The 18647-nt window shown below is 70.8% G+C and carries 16 protein-coding genes and 1 tRNA gene; 9 read left to right on the forward strand and 8 right to left on the reverse strand.

What is annotated here, in order from left to right:
- The first annotated feature begins 13 nt into the window (after positions 1–13).
- The 6 genes from LHA26_RS10105 to LHA26_RS10130 all read left to right on the forward strand — a co-directional run bounded on the left by LHA26_RS10105 (position 14) and on the right by LHA26_RS10130 (position 6271).
- Positions 14–403 (forward strand): four-helix bundle copper-binding protein, encoded by a 390-nt coding sequence (locus tag LHA26_RS10105; protein ID WP_252165497.1) that lies wholly within the window; start codon positions 14–16, stop codon positions 401–403.
- Between the two features lie 132 nt (positions 404–535).
- Positions 536–609: transfer RNA gene (locus LHA26_RS10110), tRNA-Gly, on the forward strand.
- Positions 610–751: 142 nt separating this feature from the next.
- Complete coding sequence (locus tag LHA26_RS10115; protein ID WP_252165498.1) at positions 752–1270, forward strand: hypothetical protein; 519 nt, start codon at positions 752–754, stop codon at positions 1268–1270.
- Position 1271: 1 nt separating this feature from the next.
- Entirely contained in the window at positions 1272–3320 is a 2049-nt protein-coding gene (locus tag LHA26_RS10120; RefSeq protein ID WP_252165499.1) for a TonB-dependent receptor plug domain-containing protein, read from the forward strand.
- Positions 3317–5083: a methyl-accepting chemotaxis protein gene (locus LHA26_RS10125; RefSeq protein ID WP_252165500.1), complete on the forward strand. Its 1767-nt coding sequence runs from the start codon at positions 3317–3319 to the stop codon at positions 5081–5083. The genes LHA26_RS10120 and LHA26_RS10125 overlap by 4 nt, the downstream gene beginning before the upstream one ends.
- Before the next feature lie 99 nt (positions 5084–5182).
- Positions 5183–6271 carry a sodium:calcium antiporter gene (locus tag LHA26_RS10130; protein ID WP_252165501.1) on the forward strand — a complete coding sequence of 363 codons (1089 nt, stop codon included), beginning with the start codon at positions 5183–5185 and terminating at the stop codon, positions 6269–6271.
- 30 nt (positions 6272–6301) lie between these two features.
- Here LHA26_RS10130 and LHA26_RS10135 read toward each other — a convergent pair whose 3' ends face one another.
- A complete protein-coding gene (locus tag LHA26_RS10135) occupies positions 6302–7117 on the reverse strand; it encodes a transporter (protein ID WP_252165502.1) in 816 nt (271 codons plus the stop codon).
- 30 nt (positions 7118–7147) lie between these two features.
- A complete protein-coding gene (locus LHA26_RS10140) occupies positions 7148–8206 on the reverse strand; it encodes a sensor histidine kinase (protein ID WP_252165503.1) in 1059 nt (352 codons plus the stop codon).
- A gap of 204 nt (positions 8207–8410) precedes the next feature.
- Between LHA26_RS10140 and LHA26_RS10145 the strand changes: the two genes are divergently transcribed.
- Positions 8411–10276 (forward strand): HAMP domain-containing methyl-accepting chemotaxis protein, encoded by a 1866-nt coding sequence (locus LHA26_RS10145; protein ID WP_252165504.1) that lies wholly within the window; start codon positions 8411–8413, stop codon positions 10274–10276.
- Between the two features lie 48 nt (positions 10277–10324).
- Here LHA26_RS10145 and LHA26_RS10150 read toward each other — a convergent pair whose 3' ends face one another.
- A complete protein-coding gene (locus LHA26_RS10150; RefSeq protein WP_252165505.1) occupies positions 10325–11326 on the reverse strand; it encodes a threonine aldolase family protein in 1002 nt (333 codons plus the stop codon).
- Between LHA26_RS10150 and zwf the strand changes: the two genes are divergently transcribed.
- Positions 11325–12908 (forward strand): glucose-6-phosphate dehydrogenase, encoded by a 1584-nt coding sequence (gene zwf, locus LHA26_RS10155; protein ID WP_252165506.1) that lies wholly within the window; start codon positions 11325–11327, stop codon positions 12906–12908. The genes LHA26_RS10150 and zwf overlap by 2 nt on opposite strands.
- A 9-nt stretch (positions 12909–12917) precedes the next feature.
- Here zwf and LHA26_RS10160 read toward each other — a convergent pair whose 3' ends face one another.
- The 4 genes from LHA26_RS10160 to LHA26_RS10175 form a co-directional block, all read right to left on the reverse strand.
- Positions 12918–13289 carry a hypothetical protein gene (locus tag LHA26_RS10160; protein ID WP_252165507.1) on the reverse strand — a complete coding sequence of 124 codons (372 nt, stop codon included), beginning with the start codon at positions 13287–13289 and terminating at the stop codon, positions 12918–12920.
- An 89-nt stretch (positions 13290–13378) separates the two neighbouring features.
- The gene (locus LHA26_RS10165) at positions 13379–13777 is read right to left on the reverse strand and encodes a response regulator (protein ID WP_252165508.1); all 399 of its coding nucleotides are present in this window, start codon (positions 13775–13777) and stop codon (positions 13379–13381) included.
- Positions 13774–16302, reverse strand: a complete 2529-nt coding sequence (locus tag LHA26_RS10170) for a response regulator (protein WP_252165509.1) — start codon at positions 16300–16302, stop codon at positions 13774–13776. The genes LHA26_RS10165 and LHA26_RS10170 overlap by 4 nt, the downstream gene beginning before the upstream one ends.
- A gap of 3 nt (positions 16303–16305) precedes the next feature.
- Positions 16306–16965, reverse strand: coding sequence for a response regulator transcription factor (locus tag LHA26_RS10175; protein WP_252165510.1), 660 nt, complete (start codon positions 16963–16965; stop codon positions 16306–16308).
- Positions 16966–17087: 122 nt separating this feature from the next.
- Here LHA26_RS10175 and LHA26_RS10180 point away from each other — a divergent pair, with 122 nt between their 5' ends.
- Positions 17088–17702, forward strand: a complete 615-nt coding sequence (locus LHA26_RS10180) for a hypothetical protein (RefSeq protein WP_252165511.1) — start codon at positions 17088–17090, stop codon at positions 17700–17702.
- Between the two features lie 21 nt (positions 17703–17723).
- Here the strand turns inward: LHA26_RS10180 and LHA26_RS10185 are convergent, their stop codons facing one another.
- Positions 17724–18527 carry a ferredoxin--NADP reductase gene (locus tag LHA26_RS10185; protein ID WP_252165512.1) on the reverse strand — a complete coding sequence of 268 codons (804 nt, stop codon included), beginning with the start codon at positions 18525–18527 and terminating at the stop codon, positions 17724–17726.
- Between the last annotated feature and the right edge of the window lie 120 nt (positions 18528–18647).

Below are 18647 nucleotides of genomic sequence, written 5' to 3' on the forward strand. Positions count from 1 at the left end.
AGAGGAAGATGCCATGTCCGTCCGGAAGATGATTGCGCTGCACCCCAATGCGGCGGGCCATGCCAACGAGCCGATGGCGACGGCCGCCAAGCACGCCATGTATTGCGCGCTGTTCTGCACCTCCTGCGCCGATGCCTGTTCCGCCGAGCCGATGGACATGAGCCAGTGCATCCGGACCTGTCTGGATTGCGCCGATGTCTGCACCGCCGCCGCCAAGCTCGCCGCGCGCCAGACCGGCGACGACGCCGCCATGCTGCGCACCATGCTCACCGCCTGCATCGAGGCGTGCGAGATCTGCGCGGCCGAGTGCGACACGCACGATCACGAACATTGCCGCCTGTGCGCCACCATGTGCCGCGAATGCGCCGAGGATTGCCGCCGCGCGCGCAGCACGCTGAACTGAGACCGCAGGGAGGGGCGCCCCCGGCATTGACCGCAAGGCCCCGCCTGTGGCACTCGGCATGCCGATCGGTGGCGCCGGCCCGGCGCCCCGATTGCCGTGGCGTCGCTCTCAAGGCGCACGCCACACAAGGGCGCGGGTGTAGCTCAATGGTAGAGCAGAAGCCTTCCAAGCTTACGACGAGGGTTCGATTCCCTTCACCCGCTCCACCTCCCGCCGCCGGCGGCGGGGCGGACTGAGGCCGCCGCAGCGCGCCTTTGAGCGCGATATTCTTAATTCCTGCCAGCGCCTTAACCATCGAGTAAGGGCTCGGAGATAGAGCCGATCCGCACAACAGCGGCGGATCCCAGAGTGACGTTCAACAAGGTCGGCATCGTGGCCCTCGCGGCGAGTGCAGTGGGGGCGCCATGCGCCGCCGCCTCGTTCAACCTACCCGTCGCGGCGCGGGTCATCGGCTTTGTTCAGCCGCCGCCGAGCGGCGTCGTGCTCGCGGGGATCGTCTACGAACCCGGCAACGCGGCGTCCGAGGAGGAGGCCGCGCTGATCGAGCAGCAGCTCGCCGCCATGCCGGCCATCGGCCATGCCACGATCAAGGGGCGCCGGGTCTCGGCCGCCAACCTTGGCGGCCTCGCCGGCACGCGCGTCGCCTTCGTCACCGCGGGCGTGCGCAACCAGCAGCAGCTGGGCGAGTGGGCCGCGCACAATGGCCTGCTCACCATCACCTCCGATCTCGCCTGCGTCGAGGCGGCGCGCTGCGCGGTGGCGGTCTCGTCCGCCGCCCGTACCCAGATCACCGTCAGCCGTGCCGCCGTGAAGGCCGCCGGCCTGCGCTTCGGCTCCGCCTTCCTCATGCTCGTCAAGGAACTCTGAGATGCCCCGCGTCTCCTGCTGTCTCGGTGTCGCGGCGGCGCTGTTGCTCCCCTCGGGCGCCGGCATGGCCCAGATCGTCGATCACGCCGCGCTCGAGGCCACGCTCGGCGAAACGGTGACGACCAGTGTCACGGGCTCGCCCGAACGCGCCTCCGACGCGCCGGCCTCGCTGACGATCATCTCGCACGAGGAGATCGCCCGCTCGCCGGCGCGCAGCGTTCCCGATCTGCTCAAGGCCTATGCCGGGGTCGAGGTGACGCGCTGGACGGCCGGCCAGAGCGATGTCGCCGTCCGCGGCGGCGTGCAGACCTACAACGCCCGGCTTCTGGTGCTGGTGGACGGCCGCCAGGTCTATCTCGATCACTATGGCATGACCGACTGGAACCTGTTGGGCATCCAGCTGGAAGACATTCAGCAGATCGAGCTGGTGCGCGGCCCGGCCAGCGCGCTGTTCGGCTTCAACGCCGCCGATGGCGTGGTCAACATCATCACGCGCAACGCGCTGGGCGATCGCTCGGCGGCGATCACCGCCGAAGGCGGCACGCATGGCTATGGCCGCGTCGCCGGGTCGCTGATCCTGCCGCTCGCCGACCGGTTGGGGCTGCGCCTGTCCGGCGGCCATCAGCGCGAGGATGAGCGGGCGATCCCCGACCGCTTCTATGCGCCGCCCACCATCCCCGCCACCACCGCCGACCAGGCGGCCGCCACGCTCGCCTTCGCCCCGGACGGGGCGACGCGGATCGAGCTGAATGGCGGCTGGGCGGCCAATCGCCAGCTCGAATTCCTGCCCAGCCAGATCCTGACGGTGCAGCGCTTCCAGAGCGAGACGGCGGGCGTGCTGGTGGATCACGATACGCCGTTGGGCAGCCTGACCGGCCATGGCTATGTCAATTGGCTGAACGCCGACTATGGCGTGACGACCCCGCCCGACAGCCCGTTCGGCGCGGTCGCGGCGTTGCGCGCGCGCAATCGCACGGCGGTGCTCGACGGCGCCGCGCTGATCCGGCTGACCGACGTGAACACGCTGCGGATCGAGGGCGAATATCGCAACAACCAGCTCCATTCCGGCCGGCTCTTCTCGCCGCGCATCGGCTATCAGATCGCGGCGGCGAGCGGGATGCTCGATCTCCACCCGACCGACCATATCGGGCTGACGCTGGCGGCGCGCGTCGATCATAGCTGGCTCGACCAGGGCGGCGCTGCGGTGCTTCCGCAGATCGACATGGCGTCCGCCTATCATCGCGCCTTCACCCAGGCGAGCTTCAACCTCGCCGTCACCGCGCGGATCGGCAGCGCCGGTCAGCTGCGCGTCAATGGCGGCAAGGGCGTGCAATCGCCCTCGCTGATCAGCTACGGCCTGCGGGTGATGGTGCCGGCCGACGATACGCCGGTGCCCGTCTTCCTCTCCGGCGATCCGCGGCTGCGGCCCGTCGCGGTGTGGAGCGGCGAGATCGGCTATAATCAGCGGATCGGCGGCCTCACCGTCGATGCCGGCGTCTTCTACAACCACACCGCCCATGCGATCGCGTCGCCGGGCGATCCGATCGAGCTTAGCTTCGTCCTCTCGCCCACGCCGGCGGCCTTTGCGCGCTTCGCCAATGTCGGATCGTTCGATACCTATGGCCTCGCTTTGTCCGCCTCGGGCCGGCTGCTGCAGCGGCTCGGCTGGAAGGTCAATTACAGCTGGCTGGGCGTGGACCAGGATCTGCCGGCGGATCGCACCCCCTATACCTATGCGCTGTCGCCGCGGCTCACCACGCCGCGTCATGTCGCCAATCTGTCGCTCGATTATCAGCGCGGCCGTTGGTCGCTGAGCGCGCTCGGCCATTATGCCTCGGCCACGCGGCAATTCGCGTTCGATCCCGCCACCAGCCTGCTGGTGGTCGGCGTGCCGGGCGCGGTCACGCTGGACGCCAAGTCCGGCTTCGTCGTGTCGCCGCATCTCACCGCCTATGTCGCGGGCGAGAATCTGGGCGCGGCGCGCGGCGCCTATGGCTCGCCGATCCCCGCCGACCGGCGCGTGCGGGGCGGCGTGAGCATAAGGTTGTGACCCGGCGCGCGCGGCTTGTCGCGCGGCTGGAGCGCCGGCTCCAGCTCGAGGATTGGCCGCTGCTGATCAAGTTCGGCGCGGCGCCCTCGGTGATGCTGCTGCTGTTCGTGCTCGCCTCCGCGATCAGCATCGCGGCCTTGCTCTATGCGCAACACGCGGCCAGCACGGTGGCCGAACGCGACATGACGATCGTGGCGGGGCTGAGCGCGACCTCGGCCCAGTTCGAACATGCGGACGGCGATCTCTACAGGCTGCTCGTGGAGAAGGCCGCGGGCAGCGCGCCCGATGTGGCGCGGCGGAGTGCCGCCATCCAGAAGCGGATCGCCCATGTGCGCGGCAATCTGAAGGCGGTCGAGCCGCTGCTCCTGCCTGCGGACCAGCGCCGCCTGCGCGGCGCGATCGAGCAGATCGACCGCTATGGCGAGGCCGTGACGGTGGTCTCCTCCATGCTCGATGTCGATTTCGCCGCCAGCGCGGCGATGCTGGCGCCGTTCCGCGCCAATGCCGATCATGTGCTGCACGACGTGTCCGATCTCGCGCGGAACGGCGTGACGGCGGCGCGGGACCGGGCCGCCGCGGCGGCGGCGCGGACGCGCTGGCTGGTGGGCCTTGTGCTCGGCTCGGTGGTGCTGTTGATCCTGTTCGGCCTCACCGCCCCCTGGCTGATCGCCCAGGCGACGACACGCTCGATCCTGCGTATCGCGGAAGCGACCGAAATGGTGGCGGCTGGTCACCTCGATCTCGATCTGGTGCCCCTGGCGCGCCGCGACGAACTTCAGGCGATCGTGCGTGCGCTCGGCACCTTCCGCGACCAGGCGCTCGCCAAGGAGGCGCTGGAGCGCGCCGCCCGCGAGGAGGAGCGCCGGCACCAGCAGCAGGTCGCCGATGCCGCGGCCAGCAACACGCGCGAGCGTTCCGCCATGCTGGCCTCGCTCAGCCACGCCTTCGAAACCAAGGTGCGGACGATGATCGCCGAGGCTTCGACGACGATGGCGCGGGTCGAGGCCCATGCCGGCGATCTCGGCCGTGTCCTTGCCACCGCCAACCGTCTGGCGGCGTTGCTGGAAGAGATGGCGGCCGCCTTTGTCGAGGAGATGCATCTGGCGGATAGCGCGACCGGGGCGTTGACCGGCGCCATTCGCAGCATCGACCAGGAGGTGGAACATCTCAGCGGGGCGGCGACCGCGCTGCTGGCCCGGGCCGAAACGGCGCGGGCCGAAGTGGGCGGTTCGGAACAGCGCGCCGCCGAGGTCCAGCGCGTCGTCGGCGTGATCGATTCCATAGCCCGGCAGACCAATTTGCTGGCGCTCAACGCCACGATCGAGGCCGCGCGCTATGGCTCGGAGGGGCGGGGCTTCGCGGTCGTGGCGGGCGAGATCAAGGCGCTCGCGCAGCGAACCGGCCAGTCGACCGGGCAGGTCCGCGCGCAGGTGCGCGAAGTGCAGGAGGGCGTGTCGCGCGTGGTGAGCGAGACCGACCAGCTCGCCGCTCTGATCGAGGCGATGGAGCGTGCGGCCGCGCGCGTGTCGGCGGTCTCGCGCGATCAGGCGCGCAGCACCAACCTGATCGACGATCGCATCGCGGCGGTTCGCAGCCGGGTCGGCGGGCTTTCGAGCATGAGCGCCGATATTCGCACGGCGGCCGATGGCAATGCCGAGAGTCTGCTCGCGCTGCGCGCCGCCAGTGCGGCGCTTCAGGACACGCTGCTTGGCCTCGATGGCGATGCCCGCGCCTTTGTCGGCTTGCTCCGCGCGGCCGCCTAGCCGATCGCCCAGCGGCCTCGGCTCGGGCGCACGCCAGCGCCCGGCGGAACGGGCTTCGCGGAAATGGCGTTCTCCCCGGGCGTCGCTGGAGCGAAACCGATGGTGCATGGCCTGCCTCTCGCCGCGCTTCTGGCGCTCTTCGCCGCCGGCGCCGTGGCCATCTGGGTGGCGGGCATCGCGCTCTCGAACAGCACCGATGTGCTCGCCCGGCGCTTTGGCCTGGGCCAGGCGCTGGGCGGGGTGATCCTGCTCGCCATCGCCACCAACCTGCCCGAGATCGCGATCACCGCCAGCGCCGCGGCGGCGGGCACGATCGGCGTGGCGGTCGGCAACATTCTGGGCGGGATCGCGATCCAGACAGTGGTGCTGGTCGCGCTCGATGCCTTTGGCATGCCGGAGAAGGTGCCGCTCACCTATAAGGCGGCCAGCCTCACGCTGGTCATCGAGGGCCTGCTGGTGGTCGCCGTGCTGATCGTCTCGATCATGGGCACGCAGATGCCGGCCTCGCTGATCGCCTTGCGGATCACCCCGATCGCGGTGCTGATCCTGCTGTTCTGGCTGCTGGGCGTGTGGCTGATCGGCCGCGCCAATCGCGGCCTGCCCTGGCACGATCGCGCCGGCGATGCGCCCGGTACGCAGGAAAAGCCCAAGGGCCATTCGCAGGCGGCCAGGGCCGATGACGCGCACAAGAAGGGCGTCGGCACCACGCGCACCGTGATCGTCTTCGTCGCCGCCGCCGTGGTGACGCTGGTCGCCGGCGTGGTGCTGGAGCGCGCGGGCGATGCCATAGCGGACCATATCGGCATGACCGGCGTGCTGTTCGGGGCGACCGTGCTGGCCGCCGCGACCTCGCTGCCCGAACTGTCCACCGGCCTCGCCTCGACCAAGGCGGGGGATTATCAGCTCGCGGTGAGCGACATCTTCGGCGGCAATGCCTTTCTGCCGGTGCTCTTCCTGCTCGCCACGCTCGTCTCGGGCCAGGCGGTGCTCCCGCAGGCGCAGAAGACCGATATCTACCTCGCCGGTTTGGCCGTTCTGCTGACCAGCGTGTATCTGGCCGGCCTCATCTTCCGTCCCCGCCGGCGGGTGCTCGGCATGGGCGTGGATTCGCTCGCCGTGCTGGCCCTCTACCTGATCGGAACGGCGGGGCTGTTCGCGATCGCCTGGGCGGGCGGGCAGGGGGGCTGAGCGCGCCGGCATCGCCGGCGGGGGCGGCCTCTAGAAGCGGTGCGAGATGCCGGCATAGACTTCGGCATCGGGTGCGGCCCGGTTGAGGCCGACATTGGTGCCCAGATCGAGCTGCGTATTGTGGCTCGGCTGCCAGGAGAGCGCGACGCTCGCCAGCGCCGGGGTGCCGCGCACGCTGGGATCGGGATCGTCGTCGCGCAGGATCTGCGCGCTGACATCGGTCTTGACCGCGTCGCTCAGCGCATATTCGATCTCGACCGCGCTGCCATAGCGCGCGTGCCGGCCGCGGCCGTCATCGTCGACCGCCGCCGCCGCCATCGGCGTCGCCTGGATCGAGACCGTCTTCGAGGTGCGGTAGGTGATCGGCAGCAGGAAGGAGAAGCCCCAGTCGCCCGCGCCGATCGGCTGCCGCCCGACGGGCAGCGACGCGGTGGCGATCATCGAGACCGCGAGGCCATTGTCGCTCTTGCGCTCGACCAGCGAGGTCTTCACGCCGACCGTGGCGTCGCCGACCCGATGGGCATGCTCCACGCTGCCGTCCGCCGCGCGATCGCGATCGATCCCGAAGGGCGTCCAGCCAAAGCGGATCTCGGTCTTGCCGCCGACGCCGTAGCGGACCAGCGTATCGCCGATCAGAACGCTGTCGTCGCGCTCGCCCTGGCTGCGGTCCAGCGTCCAGTCGGCGAGCGCGGTCTCGGTCTGCAGCCGGCCCGGCGCCGTGATGCAGGCGCTCGTCGTCAGCCCCGGACGCTCGCTACACAGCCGGTCGGCATTGCTGTCCTCGGCGGCGGCCGCGGTGGCGAGAAACGCCACGCCACAGCCGAAGAGCGTTCCCCATCTTCCCATCATCCCCCCTTAAGGCCTTGCGGGGCCAGATCAATCCGCCTCGCTCTGCACCACCGTGCCGGCCGCCGGCGCGTCGATGGTGAAGCAGAGCCCGTCGCGATCGTAAGCGATGGCGGTATCGCCCTGGAGATAGGCGCGGAGCGAGCGCTCGATCATCACCGAGCCGAAGCCGCGCCGGGCCGGCGGCTGCACCGGCGGACCGCCCTCTTCCTTCCAGCGCAGGTGGAACCGCGCCGAATCCGGCGCATCGGGGCTCGAAATCAGCCCCCATTCGAGCGAAACCAGCCCGGACTCGGTCGAAAGCGCGCCATATTTGGTCGCATTGGTGACGAGTTCGTGCAGCGTCAGCGTCAAGGCCAGCGCGACCTCGGCGGTGACGGTGAGCGGCGGCCCCTGCATCCGCACGCGCCCGGCCAGCGCCTCGTGATGGCCGAGCGCGGCCTGCGCGACGGCGTGCAGCGCGGCGGCGCTCCATTCGCCCGCGATCAGCACATCGGTGGCGCGCCCCAGCGCGGCGAGCCGGACCATCAGCGCCTCGCCGGCGCCGCGCAGATCCTCGGCCTGGCGCAGCGTCTGGCTGGCGATCGCCTGGGCGAGCGTGAGCTGGTTCTTGAGCCGGTGGCTTAGCTCGCGGTTGAGCAGCTCGAGCTGGCCCTCGCGCGCGGTGAGCAGCGCCACCATCTCGCCGCGCGCGACGCTGTCCGCCCGGCTGCGGCGATAGGCCTCGCGCAACGCGGCGGCGAGCCGGGCGACGCCGAGGCCGATGGCGATGAACAACAGGCTCGCCGCCCATTGCGGCCGGCTGAGCCAGGGAAAAGAGGCCGGACCGGCGATGCTGATCGCCGCGAGCAGCGCCGCGAGCAGCACGGCATAGGCCCCCACCGCCCAGCCGGTGGCGAGCGCGATGCCCAGCACCGGCGGGATGAAGACCAGCCAGGGCAGGAGATTGGTGATGAACCACAGCCGGATCAGCGCCGCCAGCGTGATCACCAGCGTCGCCGCCGCGATGGCGAGCGGCGCCGGCAGCGGATGATCGAGCGACCAGGCGAGGAAGCGCTCGAGCAGCGCATTGGCGCGTCCGCCACTCATGGCCACACACTCGCGTGCCTGTTACCGAACCCCCTCAGCACGCGCGTCCTTGCTTTAAATCAACCGGAAGTTCCTTAGCCTATCTTAAGCACTCCGGACTTCGGAACGCAAACTTACCAAATTTCAATGAGTGTCACCTAGCGATAGACTCCAATGATCCGGGCCGGCGACACGCCGATCGGATGGGGGTTTCAGGAGGCGTTCTTGGGTAATCTCGCAATCGGCAAGAAGCTGCTGGTCTGCTTTGGCGCCCTGCTCCTCGCCTTTATCGGCGTGGGCGGCCTTGCCATCTTCAACCTTGGCACGCTGGCGGAAAGCACGCGCGATGTCGGGGTGGAGCGGCGCGCCAAGCTGGAGGCGGCCGCGATCATGAACACGGCCGCGTCCGATCTGCGCGTCGCCGAGGCCTATGCGATCCTCGCCACCGATCCCGCGCACAATGCCGAGGCCGAGGCGCTGATGAACCGGCAATGGTCGGTGCTCAACGCCAAGATCGCCTGGTTCCAGCCGCGCACCAAATTGCCCGAGACGCGCGCGCTTCTCGATCGCATCACCGCCGCCGCCGATGCCTATCGCGACGCCTCCAACCGCATGCTCGCCTTCGCGCGGGTCGACAAGAATAACGAGGCGCTCGCCCTGTTCCGCGGCGACCGCGCCCGCTTCGATGCGATGAGCGACACCATCGACGTGTTCCAGACGCAGCAGTCCAAGGTGATGGACAAGCGCGTCGCCGCGGCCGAGGACAGCTATCGCCTCGCCCGCGCGGTCATCATCGTCGCCATCGTCGCGGTGGTCGGGCTGTGCATCGCCATGCTCTGGGTGCTGGCGCGCGGCATCGCGACGCCGGTGGCGCAGGTGACGGTGGCGCTCGGCGCGCTCGCCCGGGGCGATCGCTCCGCGCGGGTCGAAACCGGCGGCCGTCGCGACGAGATCGGCCAGCTCGGCGGCGCGCTGGAGGGGCTGCGCGCCCAGCTTTCGGCGGCCGACGAGGCCAAGGAAGCGCAGGCGCGGCTGATCGTCTCCAGCATCGGCGACGGGCTCGACGCGCTGGCGCGCGGCGACCTCACCTATCGCGTCGAGGCGGAGCTGTCCGGCCCCTTCGCCAAGCTCAAGACCGATTTCAACGCCGCGCTCGATTCGCTCGGCCAGGCCATGGGCGCCTTCTCGGAAGCGGCCAACGCCATCAACAGCGGCTCGGCCGAGATCCGCCAGGCCTCGGAAGATCTTTCCAACCGCACCGAGCAGCAGGCCGCGAGCCTGGAGGAAACCTCCGCCGCGCTGGCGCAGGTCACCGCCACGGTGCGCCGTGCCGCCGAGGATGCGCTGCGCGCCAACCAGGCGGTGCAGGGCGCGCGCAGCGAGGCCGAGCATTCGGGCGACATCGTCCGCCGCGCGGTCGAGGCGATGAGCGGCATCGAACGCTCCTCCAAGGAGATTTCGGACATCATTTCGGTGATCGACGGCATCGCCTTCCAGACCAACCTGCTCGCGCTCAACGCCGGCGTGGAAGCGGCGCGCGCGGGCGATGCGGGCAAGGGCTTCGCCGTGGTCGCCTCCGAGGTGCGGGCGCTCGCCCAGCGCTCGGCCGAGGCCGCCAAGGACATCAAAGGCCGGATCGAGGCCTCGACCGAGCAGGTCGGCGCGGGCGTCGAGCTGGTCACCGAAACCGGCCGCGCGTTGGATCGGATCGTCAGCTCGGTCGGCGAGATCAGCGGACTGATGCAGGAGATTGCCGACTCCTCGGAAAAACAGTCGGCCGGCCTCACCCAGGTCAACGCCGCCGTGTCCGAGATGGACTCGATGACCCAGCAGAACGCCGCCATGGCCGAGGAGGCGACCGCCGCCGCGCGCAGCCTGGCTGGCCAGTCCGGCCAGCTCGCCGCCGAGGTGGGCAATTTCACGCTGGGCGACGGCGCGACCGGCACTATCGTGCCGCTGCCCACGCGCCGCAGGGCCGCGCCGGCGCGCGCGGCGCGGCCGCCCCAGCCGCGCCCGGCGGTGGCGCGCGCCGCGCCGGCCGCCGCCGCGGCGGCGACGGCCATGCTCGAGGATGACTGGACCGAATTCTAAGCCCGGTCCCGATCAGGCGGGCCGCCCCGACGGCGGCCCGCATCCCGGCTAGAGCGCCCGCAGCGCGGCGGCCAGCGGCGCGACATCCTCGGGCCGATGGTGCCAGGCGGTGACGAGCCGGATCTCGCCCTCGGCCCAATCATAGAAGCCGAAGCCCTGCGCGCGCAGCCGGGCCGCCTCCTCCGCCGTGACGCGCACAAAAAGCTCGTTCGCCTCCACCGGCAGCAGCAGGCGCGCTCCCGCCGCGGCGCCGAGGTGATCGGCGGCGGCATTGGCGGCGCGGGCGTTTTCGAGCCAGCGCTCCTCCTCGAGCAGCGCCAGGATCTGCGCCGCCTGGAACCGCCCCTTGGACGCGAGATGGCCGGCGCGCTTGATCCGCACGCGCGTCGCCCCGGCGCGCTCGGGATCGAAGAAGATCAGCGCCTCGGCCGAAAGCCCGCCATTCTTGACGAAGCCGAAGCTCAGCACGTCCACGCCGGCGCGCCAGCTGCACTCGGCCGGATGGCAGCCCAGCCGCGCCACCGCATTGGCGAAGCGCGCACCATCCATGTGCAAGGCCAGCCCTTCCGCGCGCGCCGTCTCGGCCAGGGCGGCGATCTCGTCGGGCGTATAGACCTGGCCATATTCGGTGGCGTTGGTGATCGAGAGCGCGTGGGGCTGGACGCGATGCACATCCCGCGCGATCGCCGCGCGCGCGGCGCGGACCGTCTCCGGCACCAGCTTGGCGCCGGGGCCGTCGAGCGGGATGAGCTTGGCGCCATGCGTGTAGAATTCGGGCGCGCCGGCTTCGTCGCAATTGATATGCGCATCGCGGTGGCAGAAGACGCCGCCATGCGGCGGGGTGAGCGCGGCGAGCGCGAGCGCGTTGGCGGCGGTGCCCGTGGTCACCCAGAAGGCCGCCACCTCGCGCCCGAACAGCGCCGAGAAGGCGCCGCTCAGCGACCGGCTGAGCGCATCGCCGTCATAGCCGGCATCGGCCGGGTTGGCGCGGGTCAGGGCTTCGAGCACGGCGCCATGGGCCGGCGCGGCATTATCGGAGAAGAAGTGCATGGCGCAGGGCTTGGCGGGCGCGGCGGCGCGCGTCAATGAGGCGTTGAAGCCGGCCGGCGGCGCCGCTAGGCCGGCGCCGGGCGCGAGGCCGCGCGGCGTGCGCCCGGACTATGAGGAGGAAGTTGGCATGGCCAAGGTTCCGCAGGGGGTCGGCCCCCGTCATCCGCAGCTCGTGGTGCTGTTCGGCGCGACCGGCGATCTCGCCCGGCGCAAGCTGCTGCCGGGCCTGTTCCACCTCGCCAGCGCCGGCTTCATCCCCGGCTTCCGCATCATCGGCGTCTCACTGGATCCGCTCGACGCGGACGGTTTCCGCACGCTGGCGCGCGGCGCGCTGGACGAATTCTCCACCCGCCCGGTCGACGAGGCGGCCTGGCAGGACTTCTCCTCCGCGCTCGATTATGTGCCGCTGGCGGGCGGCGCCGATGCGCTGCGCGCGGCGGCGGAGCAGGCGGCGGCGGCGCTCGGCCCCGATCATCGCCGGCTCCATTATCTCAGCGTGCCGCCCAACGCCGCGCTCTCGGCCGTGCACCAGCTGGCCGAGGCGGATCTGATCGCCGGCGCGCGGGTGGTGATGGAAAAGCCCTTCGGCACCGATCTCGCCAGCGCGGTGGCGCTCAACGCCCGGCTGCACGAGGTGTTCGCCGAGGAGCAGATTTTCCGGATCGACCATTTCCTGGGCAAGGAGGCGGCGCAGAACATTCTCGCCTTCCGCTTCGCCAACGGTCTGTTCGAGCCGATCTGGAACCGCAACTTCATCGATCATGTCCAGATCGACGTGCCCGAGACGCTCGGCCTCGGCACGCGCTCGGCCTTTTACGAAAGCGTCGGCGCCTATCGCGACATGGTGGTGACTCATCTTTTCCAAATTCTCGCCTTCATGGCGATGGAGCCGCCGACCGCGCTCGAGCCGCAGCCGATCAGCGAGGAGAAGAACAAGGTCTTCCGCTCGATGCTGCCGATCGATCCGGCCAATGTGGTGCGCGGCCAATATACCGGCTATCGCGCCGAGCCCGGCGTCGATCCGGAAAGCGATGTCGAGACCTTCATCGCGCTCAAATGCGCGATCGACAATTGGCGCTGGGCGGGCGTGCCCTTCTATCTGCGCACCGGCAAGCGGCTGGCCCAGGGGCAGCGGGTGATCTCGATCGCCTTTCGCGAGCCGCCCAAAAGCATGTTCCCCGCCCATTCGGGCGTGGGCGCGCAGGGGCCGGACCATCTCACCTTCGATCTCTCGGACGCCTCGAAAGTCTCGCTGTCCTTCTACGGCAAGCGGCCGGGGCCGGGGATGCGGCTGGACAAGCTGAGCCTCCAGTTCGCCATGGGCGAGACCGAGCTGGTCGGCGATGTGCTGGAAGCCTATGAGCGGCTGATCCTCGATGCGATGCGCGGCGACCGCACGCTCTTCACCACGTCGGAAGGCATTGAGCGGCTGTGGCAGGTGTCGATGCCGCTGCTCGAGATGGCGCCGCCGGTGCGGCTCTACGAGGTCGGCTCCTGGGGGCCGAAATCGATCCATCAGCTGATCGCCCCCCATGCCTGGCGGCTGCCCTTCGAGCGCGCCTGGCGCACGCCGAAGGGCTGAGCCGGACGGTCAGACGGGCAGCGTCTTGCCGGTGGTGCGATCGAGCCCGCGCGCCGTCACCAGGTCCAGCGCGGTGGCGCCGAGCACGAAGGCGAGCGCGCCCCAGGCGAAGCGGTTGCGCGGCGCGCGGCGCAGCGCGCCGCCGAGCGCGGCCAGATCCAGCCCATCGCCCGCCACGCGGTTCCACACGCGCGGCGCGTGCGCGGGCGCGCCGAGCAGGCCGATGCCGGCGACGATCTCGCGCAGGCCGAACGCCTTGACCAGGCCGCTCCGCTCGGGCGCCTCCAGCGCCGTGGCGATCCGCCGGGCGGCGATCAGCTCGGTGGCGCCGAGCGCCAGGGAAAATAGCCCCAAGCCCTTGCTAAGACTAACATATTTCATGTCGGATCCTTTCCAGCCTGTGGCCGGCGGCAACGGCTGCGCGGGGGCGGGCGTTCCCTGCGCCGCGACGGGCGATAGCGCCCGCCGGCTCAGCCGCGCGCGTGGATGCCGCGCAGCCGCTCGCGCACCGTGGCCGCGAGCGTCATCGGATCGAAGGGTTTGGCGATCATCGCGGACTGGCCGATGGCGGTGTATTCGCTGATATCGCCGGCGCGGGCGCGCGCGGTCATGAAGATGATCGGCAGCCGCCCCAGCCCGGGGCGGGTCCGCAGATGGCGCGCCAGCTCGACCCCGCCCATCTCCGGCATCATCACGTCGAGCAGCGCGACATCGGGGCGCCAGCCCGCGCCGCCATCGAGCAGCGCCAGCGCCGCCGCGCCGCCCGGGGCGGTGCGCACGTCCAGCGTCGGATCGAGGCCGAGCGCCAGCTCGGCGATGGCGCGGATATCGTCGTCGTCGTCGACATAGAGAAGCGCGACGCGGCTCATGCCTCCTCCTCGCGCGGGCGGGCGCGCTGACGATCGAGGATGGCGCCGATCGTCTCGGACAAAGCGGTCAGCGACCGCCGCGACTTGACCAGCACGGCATCGAACACCTGGTTCATCTCGGGCACCAGATCCGTCGCCGAATAGACGATGGTGGGGATGGGGCTGCCATCGGCGGCGAAGAGATCGGGCAGCAGGTCGAGCCCCGAGCCGTCGGGCAGGTTGATGTCGAGGATCACGATGTCGGGGGTGCGGCTGGCGAGCAGCGCACGCGCGGCGGCGAGGCTGGTGGCGCGCAGCATGCGCCCGCGATCCGCCAGCCCCAGCGCGGTCACCTCGAGCATGTCCGGATCATCGTCGACATGGAGCAAGGTGGGCCGGTCCTCGCGCGCGCGGCGCATCGCGGTGGCGAGCGCGCGCAGCAGGCGCGGGCGATCCACCGGCTTGTCGAGCCAATCCACCACATCGAGCGCGCGTGCCACCGGCGTTCCCCCCTCGCTGTTCGCAAAAGCCGATACGACGATGATCGGCAGATCGCGCGTGGTCGGCTCGGCGCGGAGCGCGCGCACCGCCGCCAGGCCATTGGCGTCGGGCAGGCGCAGATCCAGCACCAGGCCATCGAACCGGCCGCTGCGCGCCAGCGCCTGCGCCTCGCGCGCGCTGCCGCATTGCTCCACCTCATAGCCCTCGCCGGCGATGATATCGCCGATGATCGTCGCCATGTCCGGATCATCCTCGCAGATCAGCATGCGCGGGCGGGCGGTATCGGCATCGATCGGGCGGGCATGGAGCGGCAGCGCGATGCGGAAGCAGGCGCCCCGCGCCCGATCCTTGTCGATCTCGATCTCGCCGCCCAGCGCGTGCACGATCTCGCGCGAGATGGCGAGGCCGAGCCCGGTGCCGCCGGGGATCGCGGCGCCCGCCTCGGACTGGGCGAAGCGGCCGAAGATGCGATCGCGGAAGGCGTCGGGCACGCCCGGCCCGTGATCGGCGACTTCCAGGACCGCGCGATCGCCATCCTCGCGCAGCGCCAGCGTCACCGTCTCGCCCTCGGGGGAGAAGCGGATCGCGTTCGACAGGAGATTGCCGAGCACCTGGAGCAGCCGGTCGCCATCGCCGAGCGCCGGCCGCGAGACGGGGTGCGCATCGAGCCGCAGCCCCACCCCGCGCGGCGCCGCGAGCCCGGCGGCATCGTCGACCGCGCGCCGCGCCAGCGCCGGCAGATCGATGGGTTCGGAACGCAGCTGGATCCGGCCCGAGCCGATCCGATCGATGTCGAGAATGTCGTTGATCAGCCGGATCAGCCGCTGCGCGTTGTTCTCGGCGATCGTCAGCAGGCGCAGCGCGGGCTCGGGGAGCGGACCGGCGGCGCCGCCGCTCAGCAGGCCGAGCGCGCCGATCACCGAGGTGAGCGGCGTGCGCAGCTCGTGGCTGACGGTGGAGATGAACTCGTCCTTGAGCCGCTCGGCCGCCTTGCGCTCGGAGATGTCGCGCAGCGTCGCGATCAGGTGGAAGCCCTCGGCCAGCGGCAGCCGCGCCAGCGACACATCCACCGGCACGATGTGGCCGCGCTTGTGGCGCGCGGACCGATCGACGCCCTGGCCGCGCGCGGGCGTGCCTTCGGTGGAAAGCCCCAGCCGGCGCGCGAGCGGCGCATCGCCGGGCGCGGCATCCAGCAGCATGCCGATGTCGCGGCCGATCAGCTCGTCGCGCGCATAGCCGAACAGCCGGTCGGTGGCGGCGTTGACGCTTTCGATCAGCCCCGTGGAATCGAGGATGATGAGCGCGTCGGTGGTGCTGGCGAAGATGGTGCGCAGCCGCGTCAGGCTTTCCCAGGCCTGCTGCTCGGTCTTGTGCCGCTCCACCCCGACCCGCCAGCCGACCAGCAGCGCGGCGGCGACGAGCAGGATCAGCAGCAGCAGCACCACGCCGAGGATGATGTCGATATGGCGGCGGGTCGCGCCCGCGCGATCGACCCCGGCGGCGAGCGTCGCCCCCTCGTCGGCGACGATCGCGGCGACCAGCGTCCGCGCGCGCTCCATCAGCGTGCGGCCCTGCTGATCCTCCACCCGCGTCCGTGCGCGCGCCAGGCCACCCTGGCGATAGCGGGCGAGGACATCGTCCATCTCGGTCAGCTTGGCGCCGACCACGTAGCGCAGCTCGACGAGATGGGCCTGTTGCGCCGGCATCGTCCGGTAATCCGCGCCGAGCCGGTCCAGCGCCTCGGCGATGCTGCGGCGCGCCGGCGCATAGGGGGTGAGAAAGGCGGGCGCGCCCGTCAGGATGAAGCCGCGCTGGGCGCTTTCCGCCTCGACCAGCCCGGTCAGCACATCGTTCACCGCCACCCGTCGCGCGAAGGAGCGGATCACCTCGCCGCGCGCCGCGAGCGCGGCGTGACGCTCCACCTGGATGCGGACCGCCAGGATGGACAGCGCGACGATCGACAGCAAACCGACCAGCAGGAAGACGCTACGCGACGGCCTTTGGGGCAGTTCGAGAGCCTGACCGCTCTGGAACCCGAGGGGCATGATCTAGAGCTGCTCCCCCTCCGCCTCGCCGACGCTGGCGCCGAGCAGGGGCTGCATCGCCAGCAGGGCCTGGGTGCGGTTGTTGACGCCGAGCTTGCGGAAGATGGCGGTGAGATGCGCCTTCACCGTCGCCTCGGTGATGCCGAGATCCCCGGCGATCTGCTTGTTCAGCCGGCCATCGGCGAGCGCGAGCAGCACCCGCATCTGGGCATCGGACAGGTCCGCGATGCGCGCCTTGGCGGCGGCCGCGCCGGTATCGCGCCGCGCCGAGAGCGTGGGGAAGACGGCGGTGCCCGAATGGATGGTGCGGATCGCCGCGCTCATCTGGTCCAGCGGCTGGGCCTTGTTGAGGAAGCCGGCGGCGCCGAGCGACTTGGCCGTCTCCACCAGATCGGGCGCGGCATGGGCCGTGACGATCACGATGGGCACCTGCGGCAGCGCCTGCTTCAACCGCAGAAAGCCCGAAAAGCCGCGCGCGTCGGGCAGCATGAGATCCAGCAGCACCAGCCGGTAGCCGCGCCGCTCGCGGCCCAGCCGTTCCGCCTCGGCGATGCTGCCGGCGGAATCGACCACCACGCCGGGGATGCAGGCCCGCACCGCCATGGCGAGCGCTTCCACGACCAGCGGATGATCGTCGGCGATGAGCAGGCGTGGGCTCGACACTCAGCTCTCCCTCATGTCTTTAAACGATCCATTCTCAGTGGACCTGCTTTGCCAGGAGTGCAATGTTGTCCCAGAGGCTTGGCGCAGGCAACTCTATTCAAACCGGAATGGATTAGATGGCGTTGGCGGGTAAAGTCTTTGTCGTGGATCATGATGAGTTCCGACGCCGCGCCATTGTCTGTGCGGTGCAGCAGGCAAGTTGGGAGGGGTGGGGCGCCGACGCCATGGACGGGGCGGGGGCGGCCGATCTGCTCCTGCTGGCCGATGCGCCCGGCGCCTTCGATGCGATCGCGGCGCTGCGGGCCGATCCCGCGACGCGGGCGCTGCCCATTCTCGGCTATGGCGGTGCGGCCCCGCCCGAGGCGGCCGATCTTGACGGCTGGATCGCCGATCCGCGCGACGGCGCCGCGCTGGCGGCGACGCTCGCCCTCTGGGCGCCCGATCCGCCGCCCGCCGCGCGCGCCGGGCTGGCGGCGCTGTTCGGCGCGGCGGAGGTGGCGCGCCTCTATGCGGGGCTGCGGGACCAGCTGGCCGAAGGGCTGGCGCTGATCGCGGCGCCCGATGCCGCGCCGCGCGCGCACCGCATCGCGGGCCTGGCCGGCACGCTCGGCTATGGCGCGGTGTACGAGGCCTGGTACCGGCTGTCCGAAGGCGAGGCGGCGGCGCGCCCCGAGGCGCGGCGACTCGCCCGCAAGGCGCTGCACGCGCTGGATCGCGCGGCGGCGGCGGCCGGCTGAGCGGCCGTCGCCCGCGCGGGTTCAGCCGACGAAGGCGCGCTCGATCACATAGGCGCCCGGCTTGGCGTTCGAGCCTTCCTCGAAGCCCAGCGCATCGAAGCGCGCCGCGAAATCGCGGATCATGTCCATGCTGCCGCACATCATGATGCGGTCGGTGGCGGCATCGAAGCCGGGGCCGCCGGCGAACAGCGTGCCATCGTCGATCAGCGCGCCGATCCGCCCCTGGGTGTGGAAGGGCTCGCGCGTGACGGTGGGCAGATAGCGCAGCTTCTCCGCCGCCACCTCGCCGACGAGCGGATCCTCGGCCAGCCGCGCCTCCAGCTCGTCGCGGAAGGCGAGATCGCTGACGCGGCGCACCGAATGGACGAGCACGATCTCGTCGAACATGTCGTAGATGTCGGGATCGCGCGCCACCGAGAGGAAGGGCGCGAGGCCGGTGCCGGTGGAGAGCAGGAAGAGCCGCTTGCCCGGCAGCAGCGCATCGGCGACGAGCGTGCCGGTGGGCTTGCGGCCGAGGAAGAGCGGATCGCCCGGCTGGATCTTCTGCAGGCGCGAGGTGAGCGGACCGTCCGGCACCTTGATCGAGAGAAAGTCCAGCTCCTCGGCATAGGCCGGGCTGGCGATGGAATAGGCGCGCAGCAGCGGGCGCTGGCCATCGGGCAGGCCGATCATCACGAACTCGCCCGAGCGGAAGCGGAAGCTGGCGGGGCGGGTGATGGCGAAGCTGAACAGATGCTCGTTCCAGTGATGCACCCGAACCACCGTCTCGACGCTCAGCGCCGCCGAAGGCGCCAGCGTCTGCGCCTCGCCCGTCCTGTCGCTCATGCCTTAATCTCCGTCGCCGCGCGCATTGCGGTCGCGCGCGCTATCATCTTAACGGCCGGTTTGCCAGAGCCCGGCCCCAGAACCCGCGCCCATGACTCACCCGGCCGGCCGAGGCAAGGC

Source organism: Sphingomonas morindae, assembly GCF_023822065.1.
Lineage (GTDB): Bacteria > Pseudomonadota > Alphaproteobacteria > Sphingomonadales > Sphingomonadaceae > Solisphingomonas > Solisphingomonas morindae.